General features: G+C 71.9%; 10 protein-coding genes and 2 pseudogenes. 7 read left to right on the top strand and 5 right to left on the bottom strand.

Annotated features, from left to right (window positions below; genetic code table 11):
- Window positions 1-99 precede the first annotated feature (99 nt).
- The gene (locus OG878_RS19390) at window positions 100-1,635 is read left to right on the top strand and encodes a class I adenylate-forming enzyme family protein (protein ID WP_328887958.1); all 1,536 of its coding nucleotides are present in this window, start codon (window positions 100-102) and stop codon (window positions 1,633-1,635) included.
- 88 nt (window positions 1,636-1,723) lie between these two features.
- Here OG878_RS19390 and OG878_RS19395 read toward each other — a convergent pair whose 3' ends face one another.
- Entirely contained in the window at window positions 1,724-2,464 is a 741-nt protein-coding gene (locus OG878_RS19395; RefSeq protein WP_328887959.1) for a PP2C family protein-serine/threonine phosphatase, read from the bottom strand.
- Between the two features lie 150 nt (window positions 2,465-2,614).
- Here OG878_RS19395 and OG878_RS19400 point away from each other — a divergent pair, with 150 nt between their 5' ends.
- The 3 genes from OG878_RS19400 to OG878_RS19410 all read left to right on the top strand — a co-directional run bounded on the left by OG878_RS19400 (window position 2,615) and on the right by OG878_RS19410 (window position 5,982).
- Entirely contained in the window at window positions 2,615-3,397 is a 783-nt protein-coding gene (locus OG878_RS19400) for a DUF72 domain-containing protein (RefSeq protein WP_328887960.1), read from the top strand.
- A gap of 30 nt (window positions 3,398-3,427) precedes the next feature.
- Window positions 3,428-3,688: a hypothetical protein gene (locus OG878_RS19405; RefSeq protein ID WP_328887961.1), complete on the top strand. Its 261-nt coding sequence runs from the start codon at window positions 3,428-3,430 to the stop codon at window positions 3,686-3,688.
- Between the two features lie 176 nt (window positions 3,689-3,864).
- Window positions 3,865-5,982 (top strand): MMPL family transporter, encoded by a 2,118-nt coding sequence (locus OG878_RS19410; RefSeq protein WP_328887962.1) that lies wholly within the window; start codon window positions 3,865-3,867, stop codon window positions 5,980-5,982.
- 105 nt (window positions 5,983-6,087) lie between these two features.
- Here the strand turns inward: OG878_RS19410 and OG878_RS19415 are convergent, their stop codons facing one another.
- Entirely contained in the window at window positions 6,088-6,744 is a 657-nt protein-coding gene (locus OG878_RS19415; RefSeq protein ID WP_328887963.1) for a GDSL-type esterase/lipase family protein, read from the bottom strand.
- Between OG878_RS19415 and OG878_RS19420 the strand changes: the two genes are divergently transcribed.
- Window positions 6,641-7,159: an alpha/beta hydrolase fold domain-containing protein gene (locus OG878_RS19420; RefSeq protein WP_328891297.1), complete on the top strand. Its 519-nt coding sequence runs from the start codon at window positions 6,641-6,643 to the stop codon at window positions 7,157-7,159. The two genes, OG878_RS19415 and OG878_RS19420, sit on opposite strands and share 104 nt — an antisense overlap.
- A gap of 12 nt (window positions 7,160-7,171) precedes the next feature.
- Here OG878_RS19420 and OG878_RS19425 read toward each other — a convergent pair whose 3' ends face one another.
- Window positions 7,172-8,383 carry a PucR family transcriptional regulator gene (locus tag OG878_RS19425; RefSeq protein WP_328887964.1) on the bottom strand — a complete coding sequence of 404 codons (1,212 nt, stop codon included), beginning with the start codon at window positions 8,381-8,383 and terminating at the stop codon, window positions 7,172-7,174.
- Window positions 8,384-8,401: 18 nt separating this feature from the next.
- Here OG878_RS19425 and OG878_RS19430 point away from each other — a divergent pair, with 18 nt between their 5' ends.
- Window positions 8,402-9,301 carry an extracellular catalytic domain type 1 short-chain-length polyhydroxyalkanoate depolymerase gene (locus OG878_RS19430; protein WP_328887965.1) on the top strand — a complete coding sequence of 300 codons (900 nt, stop codon included), beginning with the start codon at window positions 8,402-8,404 and terminating at the stop codon, window positions 9,299-9,301.
- Between the two features lie 20 nt (window positions 9,302-9,321).
- On the opposite strand, the pseudogene dacB reads toward OG878_RS19430, so the two are convergent.
- Window positions 9,322-10,806 (bottom strand): annotated as a pseudogene (dacB, locus tag OG878_RS19435) (D-alanyl-D-alanine carboxypeptidase/D-alanyl-D-alanine endopeptidase); the annotation flags it as partial.
- 235 nt (window positions 10,807-11,041) lie between these two features.
- Entirely contained in the window at window positions 11,042-11,830 is a 789-nt protein-coding gene (locus OG878_RS19440; RefSeq protein ID WP_328887966.1) for an HAD-IIA family hydrolase, read from the bottom strand.
- Window positions 11,831-11,932: 102 nt separating this feature from the next.
- On the opposite strand from OG878_RS19440, the pseudogene OG878_RS19445 reads away from it, so the two are divergent.
- A pseudogene (locus tag OG878_RS19445) lies at window positions 11,933-12,550 on the top strand (phosphoribosyltransferase); the annotation flags it as partial.
- Window positions 12,551-12,576: the final 26 nt, after the last annotated feature.

Consider the following 12,576-nt stretch of genomic DNA (forward strand, 5'->3'; position numbering starts at 1 on the left):
GACGGCCGGCAAGGCATGCTCCGAACCATCGTTCAAAGCTTCAAAGCTTCGAAGCACCCGAACCACCATCGTCACCTCCGCACTGATCAGGAGATCGAGATGCATCTCAGTGCCATGCTGGACAGCGCGGTCCGCAAGGCCGGCGACAAGGAAGCCCTCGTCCACGGCGAGCGGCGCTGGAGCTACCGGGAGCTCGACGCGGCCGTCCGGCGCGCCGCGGGCGTGCTGCGCGACGCCGGCCTCCGCCCGGGCGACCGGCTGGCGGTCATGACGTACAACACCCCCGCCTTCCTCATCGCCGCCTTCGGCGCATGGCACGCCGGCGCCACCCTGGTGCCCGTCAACCACAAGCTGCAGACCTCCGAGGTGGACCGGCTGCTGCGCCACTGCGGTGCCCGGCTGGCCGTCGTCGACGAGGCCATCGGCGCCCGCGCGACCGATGCGGCGGCCGACGTCCGATGGCTGATCAGCCGTCCGGACGGGACGCCGGACAAGGCGGGTCCGGACGCGGACACGTCGGACTCCTTCGAAGCGCTGGTCGCGCACGCCGAGGAGTGGGAGGGCGCGCGCGGCGCGGACACCGACATCGCCCAGATCCTGTACACCTCCGGCACCTCCGGCCGCCCCAAGGGCTGCGTACACACCCACCGGGGCATCGCGCTCACCGCCACCTACACCTCGGTGACCATCCCGCTGCGCCGCGACGACCGGACCCTGATCAGCATGCCCATCTGGCATGCCTCCCCCCTGAACAACTGGGCCATGAGCACGGTCTTCATGGGCGGCACGATCGTGCTGCAGCGCGAGTACGAGCCGCGGGGCATGCTGGAGATCATCCAGAAGGAGCGCGTCACCGCCGTCTTCGGCGCCCCGATCGCCCTCCTCGCACCGCTGCGGGCGGTGCCGGACTTCGCCGCCTACGACCTGTCCTCGGTACGGGCATGGATCTACGGCGCCGGCCCGCTCGACGCGGACAGCGCCCGCAGGCTGATGAGCGCCTACGGATCGACGAACTTCCACCAGGTGTACGGGATGAGCGAGATGGGACCCGTCGGATCCTCGCTCTCACCCGACGAGCAGATCGACAAGGCCGGTTCGATCGGCCGGGGCGGCATGCCCGGCGTGGACCTGCGCGTGGTCACCATGGACGGCACCGACGCCACCGCAGGACAGACCGGGGAGATCTGGCTGCGCTCCGACACCCGCATGGTCGGCTACCTCGACGACGAGGAGGCCACCGCGAAGGCGTTCGACGGCGACTGGTACCGCAGCGGTGACCTGGGCCGGATCGACAAGGACGGCTTCGTCACGATCGTGGACCGGATGCAGGACCTGATCATCACCGGCGGGGAGAACGTCTCCTCGCAGGAGGTGGAGGGCGTGCTCCGCGGGCACCCGGACATCGTCGACGTCGCCGTCGTGGGCCGACCGCACGCGCAGTGGGGGGAGACCGTCGTCGCCTTCGTCGTGCCGGGCGACGGCAGTGCACCAACCCTGGAGGGGCTGCGCGCCTGGATGGAGCCGCTGATCGCGCGCTACAAGATCCCGCGCGAACTGGTGCTCGTCGCGCAGCTCCCGCGCACCCCGTCGGGCAAGGTGACCAAGCACGTCCTCCAGGCCGAACTGGCCGACTGAACGGGCCGGACGCGGTCGGCCGCCGCACCGCGCTGCCGGGGCGACAGCGACAGGACGTCGCCCCGGCAGCTCGGCCGTTCGCAAGGCTCTACTCGCCGATGCGTACCACCGCGAGCGTGATGTTGTCGGGGCCGCCCGCCTCGATGGCGGCCCTCCACAGCTCGAAAGCGGCCCTGCCGTCGTCGTGCACCCGCAGCAGACCGTCGAGTTCGTCCTCCGCCACCGGGTCGGTCAGCCCGTCGGTGCAGACCACGTAGCGATCGCCCGTGGACAGCGGCGACGTCGTCACATGGGGCGTGATCGCGCTGAACCGGGGCGCGCCGCCGAGCGACTGCGTGATGAGTGACGTGGTGCGCCGGCCCGGCGCCAATGGCGGGCTGTCGTCCACGCTCACCTGGCGGAGTCCGTCCTCCGTCACGTCGAGCACCCTGCTGTCACCGACGTTGAAGGCGAGCAGCGACTCCGTCAGCACGACCGCACCCGCGACCGTGGTCCCCATGGCGACCAGCTCCGGACGGCTGTCGGCGGCCGAGTACACCGCACGATTGCAGGCGGTCAGGGCGTCCCGGACGGCTTCCTCGCTGTCCAGCGAAGGACCGATCGAGGCGAGCCGGCGGACGACGAGTGCACTGGCCACCTCACCGGCGGGCTGCCCGCCGATCCCGTCGGCTACCGCGACCACGAGCGGGGTGCCGAGCGGGAACAGCAGCGTCTGCGGATTCTCGGTGGCGGTGCCGCACAGCGTCCACGGTCCGACCACGAGGCTGTCCTCGTTGTGATCGCGGACCAGCCCGGTGTGACTCAATGCAGTGACGGCTATGTACGGCATCCAAGGGCCCCGCTTCTCCGCAACGGCTGGCGCGTTCCGCACCTCCATTGTGGCGCGGCACGTCGAGCCGCCGCCCGTCGTCGCGTCCACCACGGTGCACTCGCCGGGCGAGCCGTTACGTCCTCCAGCCGCACGGGCAGGGATCGGCCCATGCCCGTGCTCGTCGGAACCTCGGGGTGGCAGTACAAGGACTGGCGTGACGTGCTCTATCCGCCGGGACAACCCCAGCGGCTGTGGCTGGAGGAGTACGCCCGGAACTTCGCCACCGTCGAGAACAACAACGCCTTCTACCGGCTTCCCACCACGGAGATCTTCGCCTCCTGGCGGGAGCGGACGCCGGAGGGATTCGTCATGGCGGTCAAGGCCAGCCGCTATCTGACCCATCTGAAGCGGCTGCACGAACCCGAGGAACCGGTGAGCCGGCTGATGGACCGCACCGAGGGCCTCGGCGACCGCCTGGGACCCGTGCTGCTTCAACTGCCGTCGCACTTCCGGGAGGACACCGGGGCCCTGGACGCCTGCCTGCGCTGCTTTCCCGGCAGGGTCCGGGTGGCCGTCGAACTCCGGCACACCTCCTGGTGGGAGGCGGAGCGGGAACTCCGGACGGTACTGGAGCGCCACGGCAGCGCACTGTGCTGGGCGGATCGGGGGTCCCGTCCGGTGACGCCCCTGTGGCGTACCGCGTCCTGGGGATACGTGCGGTTCCACGGCGGCCTGGCGCAGCCGTCGCCGCGCTACGGCCGTCAGGCACTGACGTCCTGGGCCCGCCGCATCGTGGACACCTGGCCCGACGAGGACGACGTGTATGCGTACTTCAACAACGATCTGGGCGGCGCGGCCGTCGTGGACGCCGCGAAGTTCGCGCGGGCGGTGGCCGCGTCGGGCCGGACGGTGAGCCGTACCCCGCCGGTCCCGCCGGCAGGGCGGCCCTGAGATCCCCTGCTCTTCCCTGCGACGTGCCAGATGTGCGTCCGGGCCGGAGCTGTCGGCGCGGCCGGGGTGTTCACCCTGCTGATCGTGGTTGTCTGGCAGGTGGCTGCGACCTGGCGTGCCCGCATGGTCGCAGCCCGCGAGGAGCCGTGCAGTCAGCTCGCCGGGAGATGCGCGGAGCTGCTCGAGGACGACGTCGAGCAGCGCCGACGGACGCCGGAGGAGCTGACGCAGGCCCGGACCTCGATCGCGTCGATGGAGAAGGTGATGCGCGAGATCGACCCGTTCCCGTGACGGGCTGTACGAGTGGTACGGCCGGGAGCGCCAACTCCCGGCCGTATCTGCGAAGTACACGCCGGACAACACCATCCGCAGCCGCGGCGGGCTCTCACACCCTCACACCGCGGCACGGATTCCCTGTGTCCCTCACCGGCCTGCGGCCGGTCGCACCCCACCCTGGGAGGTTACTCATGAAAGCGCTGCTCAGGCGTGCCGCCGGCATTCCTGCCGGGCGCCGCACCAAGTGGCTCGTGCTCGCCGCCTGGCTGATCCTCGCCGTCTCGCTCGGCCCGCTCGCGGGCAAGCTGGGCGAGGTCGAGAACACCGGTGCCAATGCGTTCCTGCCGCGCGGGGCCGAGTCCGCACAGGTCAACACGGCGCTGGAGAAATTCCGTACCGACGCCGTCATGCCCGCCGTCGTCGTCTACAGCAGCGACCGGCCGCTCACCGGCGCCGACCGGGCCAGGGCCCTCGCCGACCGGGCCGCCTGTGCGCATCTCGCCGCGGACGGCGAGCGGCCGGCGGGCCCGGTCCCGTCCGAGGACGGCAGAGCACTGATGATCGTCGTCCCGCTCGCGTACGGGGACGACCTCACCGGACGCGTCGACAGGATCCGCGAGATCGCGCACGCCGACGCCCCTCCCGGCCTGGACATCGAGGTCGGCGGACCGGCCGGCTCGCTCGACGACCAGGTGGCGGTCTTCGGCTCCCTCGACTCGACCCTGATGATCGCAACCGGCCTGGTCGTCGCCGTCCTGCTGCTGATCACCTACCGCAGCCCCGTTCTCTGGCTCTTCCCGCTGCTCTCGGTCGGTTTCGCCGCCGTACTGACGCGGGTGGGCACCTATCTGCTGGCCAGGTACGCCGGCCTGCCGGTCGATCCGCAGAGCGCGGGCATCCTCATGGTGCTGGTCTTCGGTGTCGGCACGGACTACGCACTGCTGCTGATCGCCCGCTACCGCGAAGAGCTGCACCGCCACGAGGAGCGGCACACGGCGATGCGGATCGCGCTGAGCCGCTCCGGTCCCGCCGTCCTGGCCTCGGCGGGCACGATCGCGGCAGGTCTCACCTGCCTGTCGCTCGCCGACGTCAACTCCTCGCGCTCCATGGGTCTGGTCGGGGCGGTGGGGGTGGTCTGCGGGTTCCTCGCGATGGTCACGGTCCTGCCGGCCCTGCTGGTGATCGCGGGCCGCTGGGTGTTCTGGCCGTTCGTGCCCCGGTACGGCACCCCGTCCCGCAAGGTGCGGACCGTCTGGTCCAGGGTCGGGGCCGCCGTCGCCGCCCGTCCCCGGCGGTCCTGGATGATGTCGGCCGCGGTGACCGCCGTGCTCGCGCTGAGCACCCTCGGCATCGACATGGGCCTGACGCAGTCCGAGATGTTCCGGACCGAGCCGGAGTCGGTCGTCGCGCAGGAGAGGATCTCCGCGCACTACCCGTCGGGGTCCTCCGACCCCGCGAAGATCGTCACCGACGCCGGTGCGGCGGACCGGGTCAGGCGGGTTGCGGCCGGCGTCGAGGGCGTCACCCGGGTCGAGGACGGCGACCGCACGCCCGACGGGCGGCTGGCCTCCCTCTCCGTGGTGCTGAGCGACGCCCCGGACAGTCCGGCCGCCAAGGACACCGTCGAGCGGCTGCGTACCGCGGTCCATGCGGTGGCGGGTGCCGACGCTCTGGTCGGCGGCACCACCGCACAGACCCTGGACACCCAGCGGGCCGCCGACCGCGACCTGCGGACGGTCGTCCCGGTGGTGCTGCTGGTGGTCCTGCTGGTTCTCGTCTGGCTGCTGCGGGCCCTGGTCGGGCCGCTGCTGCTGCTCGCCACGGTCGCCCTGTCCTATCTGGCGGCCCTCGGAGCCTCGAACCTGCTCTTCGCGCACGCACTGGGCTTCGCCGGCGTGGACTGGTCGATTCCGCTGATGAGCTTCGTCTTCCTGGTCGCCCTGGGGATCGACTACAACATCTTCCTGATGCACCGGGTGCGCGAGGAGACCGCACGGCTCGGCCACGGTCCGGGCGTGCTGGAGGGGCTGACCAGCACCGGAGGTGTCATCACCTCCGCCGGGGTGGTGCTCGCCGCGACCTTCGCCGTCTTCGCAGGGCTGCCCCTGGTCACCATGGCCCAGCTGGGTGTCATCGTCGGCATCGGCGTCCTGCTCGACACCTTCCTCGTCCGCACGGTCCTGGTTCCCGCACTCGCCCTCGACCTGGGCCGGTGGTTCTGGTGGCCGGGGAAGCTCTTCCGTGCGGCGGGCCCGCCCCCGCAGGTCCCGGCAACGGTGACCGGACAACGGGCGCACGCGGAGGCGTAGCACGGCCTCGTCCGGGCCGGTTCCGCCCGATGTGCGCCGCGGAGCCGCGCGGTGCCCGTGCCGACGGTGGGGACGCCGGCACGGGCAGCGCTTGCGGGGGGCGGGTCAGCGCAGGAGGTGGAGAGGGATGGCGTCGGCCATGGCCTCGGCTCCGGCGTCATTGGGGTGGAGGTGGTCGCCGCCGTCGTAGCGCGCGAGGAGGCGCTGCGGGTCGGCCGGGTCGCGCAGGGCCTTGTCGAAGTCGATGACCCCGTCGTATGCGCCGCTGGTGCGGATCCAGTGGTTGACGGTCTGCCGCGCGGCTCCGTTCCCGGGGCTGTAGAAGCCGAGGGTGTCGTTCTTGAACGGCAGGATCGTGCCCCCGTAGACCGTCAGTCCGCGTTCGTGGGCGCGGGCGATGATCTGGCGGTGGGCGTCGATGATGTCCTGCGCCGAGACCCTCTCCGACTCCGGGGCGACGGTGCCGGGATGGCCGAGGTCGTTCACGCCGAGGAGGACGATGACGTGCTCGGCTCCGGGCTGGGCCGCGGCGTCGCGGTCGAAGCGGCGCAGTGCGCTCTCGCCGAAGTAGGCCGCGAAGTTCTCGGCGTCGGACCCGGCCGGGGGCCTGGAGGACTGCTGGGCCGGGCTGTGCTGGCTGGCGCGGAACGCCGAAGGCCTGGACGTACGGGCGGACAGGATCGCCCTGTGGGGCGACAGCGCCGGAGCGGGTCCGGCCGCCGCGCTGACCCTCTTCGCCCGTGACCACGGCGGGCCCGCCATCTGTTTCCAGCACCTGTGCAGCCCCGCGCTCGACGACCGGCTGGGGACCGCGAGCGCCCTGCGCTTCACCGACACGCCCGTGTGGAACCGACGTAGCGCCCACCTCAGCTGGGAGGCCTATCTGGGGTACGGAGTGCCGGGCACCGAGGACGTCCCTCCGTACGCCGCGCCCGCCCGCGCCGGGACCGTCGCCCTGGCGGGGCTGCCGCCCGCGTACGTCTCCGTCATGGAGTTCGACCCCCTGCGCGACGAGGGCATCGACTACGCCCGCGCCCTGCTGGCCGCCGGGGTGCCCACGGAACTGCACCTGATCCCCGGTGCCTTCCACGGCGCCTGGGCCGTGGAGCACGCCGCCGTCATACAGCGCGCGACCGCCGAGGCGATCGCGGTGCTGCGCAGGGCACTGGGGCGGTGAGCCGGTGGACGCTCATCCGCCGTCACCCTCACCGTTACTACCGCCCTCACCGGCCAGCCGCAGTGCGTACAGCGCGAGTTGGGCGCGGAACCGGTCCTGCGGGTCCCGCAGCCGCCACCCCAGCTCCTCCTCGACGCGTGCCAGCCGTGCGGCCACCGAGCTGTGGTGCAGGTGGAGTCGGGCGGCGGCCTGTCTCAATGAGCCCGTACGGCAGAACGCGGCCAGGGCGTCCAGGAGTTCGCCGCCCTGCCCCGACTGCCCGCCCCGCTCTCCGCACTCCAGCTTCGCCAGCATCCGAACGTCCGCCTGCGCGCGCAGCCGCTCCACCGGGATGTCCGCCAGCAGCGCGACCGGGCCGAGTTCGTCGTGGTCGGCCACGGCCTCCTCCGGGCCGCCCGCCCCCGCGAACCGCAGGGCCGAGCACGCCTGTTCCCAGGAGGTCCGCGCATCCAGCGGATCGGTGCCGCCGCCGACTCCCACCCGAATCGCGTGCGCGGAGTCACGCACCGTCCCCCGGTCACGGAGGCGTTCACGCAGAACAGCCCGCAGCTCCGCGGTCGGTGAGGCCGTGTGCGCGGAGCCGCTCCGGAAGCCGTCCGGACGCTGGACCAGTACCGCCCCCACGGACCCGACCCGCGCCACCCGTACGGTCCCCTGCAGGGAACCGCGCCCCAGCAGTGCCACCGCCTCGACCCCCACATCCGTCCCCGGCCCACCGGCCACCGCGGCCACCCGCAGCGGCACTTCGGGTGCCAGGCCCAGCAGCCGCAGCGCACGGACGCGGTCCGAGGCGTCCTCCCGTCCGGACAGCACCAGCTCGACCAGTGCCGGATCGGCCGCCGAGGGCAGCCGGGTCTGCCGCGGCCGGCCCGCCAGCACCCGGGCGGTGATGGCCATCCACTCCAGGACCAGTTCGTCGAACGGGCCCGGCACACCGGGCCGTTCCAGCCAGACGCGTCCGGCCGGCTCCAGATCGACCCTGCCGGAGACGTGCTCGGGCACGCCGTGCAGGGCGGCGCCGGCCGGAGCGAACCGCGCCGTGCGGCCGTCGGACAGCTCCACTCCCGCCGCGCATCCGGCCAGCCCGGCCGTGGACCGCGCCAGCAACACCGGATCGAGCCCGCCACCGAGCAACGCCTCGAAGTGGGCGATCACGCGGACGGCGGTGGCTGCGTCCGCATCCAGCGCCGAGAGCCGCAGCAGCAGTCCCTTCACAGCAGTCATTCTAGGAAGGACATGGCCATGACCAACAGATCCGTGCACACGCCGACCGCCAGGAGCCGGCCGGTGGGATCACCGCTGACGGCCCTTCTGGCATGCGTCCTGCCCCTGTTGTCCGCGCTCCTCCTCGCCGTCGCCGCGCCGCCCGCTTCCGCGGCCACGCTGACGGAGGTGACCGGCTTCGGCAGCAACCCGAGCAGCCTGAGGATGCACCTGTACGTGCCGGACAGAGTCCAGGCGCGGCCGGCCGTGCTGGTGGCGGTGCACTACTGCACGGGCTCGGGTCCGGCCTTCTACTCGGGCACGGAGTTCGCCTCGCCGGCCGACCGCTACGGATTCATCGTCATCTACCCGTCGGCGACCAGGAGCGGCAACTGCTTCGACGTCTCCTCGCCGCAGGCCCTCAGGCGCGACGGGGGCAGTGACCCGGTGGGCATCAGGTCCATGGTCAGCTGTGTCGAGCGGCACAACAACGCGGACTCCGCCCGGATCTACGTGGCCGGCGCCTCCTCCGGCGCCATGATGACCGACGTCCTGCTGGGCAACTACCCCGACGTGTTCAAGGCGGGCGCGGCCTTCATGGGCGTGCCGCACTCGTGCTTCGCCACCACCGACGGATCGGGATGGAACAGCGCCTGCGCGAACGGCCACGTCGACAGGACGCCGCAGCAGTGGGGCGACCTGGCCCGTGCGGCGTACCCCGGCTACAGCGGCGCCCGGCCGCGGGTGCAGGTATGGCACGGCACGGAGGACACCACCCTGCGCTACCCGAACTTCAAGCCGCGCGGCGAGCATCAGGAGCTGCTGCTCGTCGCCTCCTGGAGATACGCGGCCACGTCGGCCACATCGTCGCCGATGTCCAGCACGCCGTCGATATCGGACGCGGACGCACCGTTCACCCCGGCGAAGAACACGTCGTAGTGCCCCCCGCTCGTCTCCAGATACCCGGCGACGGTCTCCGCGTCCACGCCCAGGCGCTCGTTGAGCAGGTCACCACCCGCGACGGTGCCCGTCTTGGCGGACACCCTGCCGCGGGCGGGACAGTTCCGGCAGGACGACGCGAGGGACCCGTCGACACCCAGGGTGGGCAGCGCCTCCCGGAAGCGGGTCGCCTCGGAGGTGCCTTGCCAGTACCTCAGGATCTGGGCCACGGCGCGGGGTGTGACGCGGTCGACCGGATTGCCGCCGCGGCCGTCGGCGAGCTGGACCGCCTTGCGGTCCACCTTGGCGCTGTCCAGGAACTTCGCGAGCACGGGAAAGCCGTCCGCGCACCGGGAACTGCCCGTGCTGACGGCCATGAGGCAGATACCGAGGTTGGCCCCGAGGTTGTGGCTCACCTTGAAGATGAGCCGGGCGTACGAGTCGTACGCCGGGGAGGTGAACCGGGCCACCACCGGCGCACCCCCGTACGACCGGGGCAGCCGGGCCGCCGGGTTGGGCCCCACGGCCTTGGCGGTGACCTCGACCCCGGCCCGCTTCAGTGCCTCGATCAGGGCGGTACGGCCGAAGGCGTTCGGGTCCTTGATGTCCGACACCCGCAGGACCGGGGCGGAATCGATGGCGATGGTGCCGGAGACCTGGATACGGGTGCCGTCGGCGGAGGGCTTCACCTTGAGGGCGGTGGGCTTGCCGGCCGCGACGGTACGGACGGTGGACTTGACGGTGTACGGCGCGACGTGCGGGCGCCAGTCCAGCCGGGCGGGCGCGCCCGGGGTGTCGCCCGGGGTGGTGAGCAGATCGATCAGGTTGTCATTGATGATCATCGGCGTCGGTGCCGGGTCGAGCGCCGGATCGCGACGGAACAGCCGGGCGTCCACGATCACGTTGCCGTCCACCTTGGTGATCCCCGACGCCCGTACCTGTTTGGCGAGTTGATTGATGCCGGCCAGCGGGTTCGGTGCGGTGAGCGTCGCTCCGGGAATGTCGTCGGCGTAGGTGTGGTCGATGTCCGTGAAGGCGACCGTGCCGTCCGGGCGCGTTCGGCCGCCGAGGGTCAGATCGCCCTGGGCGACGAGATCCAGGTCCCCGACGAGGGTCGCGCCCTGCCGCTTCCCGACGGCGTGCACCGGCGTGACGAAGTGGTGATCGCCCCCGAGGGTGCGCCAGGTGCCGCTGACGCCGAACAGCTTGGCCACGGATCCGGGCACGAGGAACTGGTCGGCGTTGCGTGCCTCCACCACCTCGCCGCTGTCCGGGTTCTGCTGGAAGATCGCCCACTGGGCGTGCGGGTAGGCGGGCTTGCGCATGATCGCTGCGATGCGCGGGTCGAGGTCGTCCAGCGCCTTCGACGGAATCACCGCGGCGATCCCGAAGGCCGCCACCCAGGCGGCCAGCAGAAGGCCGAGGACAGTGAGAACGCGCTTGCGGGTCCGACTGTGCCGAGGGCTTCGGCTCCGGCTTCTCTCTGGCATGAAGGCAAATGACATGCGGACTCCACCGGTGGTGTGTGGCTCGCGGGTGTACTGGGCCCGAAAAGTGTGATTTGAGGCTATTACCCATGGGGGCGACACAAGGGGCGGACGGTCCCGGCGCGGCGGAGGGGTCCCCCGGACGGTCGCGGGAGAAGGCCGGGGCGGAGGTCCGGCGGGGGCACCTGTACGGACACGGGAGGGCCGGGCCCGGTGTCCGCGGCCGTGACGTGCGCCCGCGAGGGCCGCCGGCTCACTCCCCCAGCAGCGCCGGCAGGTCCGCGAAGGAGTCGAGGACGTGATCCGGGGTGCCGGAGGCGGACCTGTGCGTCTCCGGCAGGTATTTGCCGGTCCTGACCAGTACGCCGGTGATCCCGAAGCGCTGCGCCGCCAGTACGTCGGTCTCGATGTCGTCACCCACCATCAGCGTTCCGGACGCGCCGGCGCCGAGATGGGCCAGTGCGGTGGCGTAGAACGCCTCGGCGGGCTTACCGGTGACCACCGCCTCGACCCGCGCCGCCCGTTCCAGCCCCGGCAGGAAGGCCCCCGTGTCGAGGTCGAGGCCCTGCGCCGTACGCCAGTACAGGTTCCGGTGCATGGCGATCAGCCGGGCGCCGCCCTGGAGGTGGCGGAAGACCGCGTTGAGGGCCTCGTAACCGAACGCCTCTCCCGCGCCGCCCAGGACGACCACGTCCACCGGAGGACCCTCGTCCGCCGCGTCCACGAGGGTCACACCCGCCAGGTCCTCGCGGACATCGCCGCTGTTGAGCAGCGCGCACCGGGCTCCGGGGCAGTGTTCGCGCAGATACGCGGCGGTGACCGCCGGTGCGGTGAGGATGTCGTCCTCGCCGACGGGGAAACCCGCACCGGCCAGTTTCGCAGCCATCTCGGCGCGGGTGCGGGACGTGGTGTTGGTGACCAGGGCCAGCGGGAGCCCGGCGGCACGCAGCCGCTCCATGGCCGCCACCGCGCCGGGCAGCGGCTGCCAGTCCACGGTGAGCACGCCGTCGATGTCGATCAGGACCGCTCCGATTCGTTCCACAAGGTCGACTGTCGCCGACTTGCGGGACCGCCGCACATGGGGTTGCGTTCGAAGTGGATACGTACGTGGTCACTGTCTCCCCTGGGTCGGGGGTGAACCACCGTGTTGTTCGCCGATCGCGTGGATGCGGGGCAGCGCCTTGGCGAGGCGCTGCGGCATCTGGCGGAGGAGGAACCCGTCGTCCTGGGGCTGCCGCGCGGCGGGGTTCCCGTCGCCGCTGCGGTTGCCGCGGCACTCGGTGCCCCTCTCGATGTGATCGTGGTCCGCAAACTGGGCGTGCCGTACCACCGCGAGCTGGCCTTCGGTGCCATCGGTGAGGGCGGGGTGCGGGTGATCAACGACGACGTCGTCCGGCGCGGAGGGCTCGGGCCCGAGGACATCGCCACCGTCGAACGCACCGAGCAGGCGGAGCTCGAACGGCAGGCGCGGCGGTTCCGCGAGGACCGGCCCCGGCTGCCGCTCGACGGCCGTACCGCGATCGTGGTCGACGACGGGATCGCGACCGGTGCCACGGCCTCGGCCGCCTGCCAGGTCGTACGGGCGCAGGGCGCCGCCCGCGTGGTGCTGGCCGTTCCGGTGGCGCCTGCGGACACCGTCGCCCACCTGCGTACACAGGTGGACGAGGTGGTCTGCCTCTCCACGCCGGTGCTGTTCTCGGCCGTCGGCGAGTGGTACAGGGACTTCTCCCAGACGCCCGACGAGGAAGTCCTCTCCCTGCTGAAGGCGTAGGGCCGTCGTCCGGACCG

Origin of the sequence: Streptomyces sp. NBC_00316 (genome assembly GCF_036158715.1) — a bacterium.
In the GTDB taxonomy this organism is placed as follows: Bacteria; Actinomycetota; Actinomycetes; order Streptomycetales; family Streptomycetaceae; genus Streptomyces.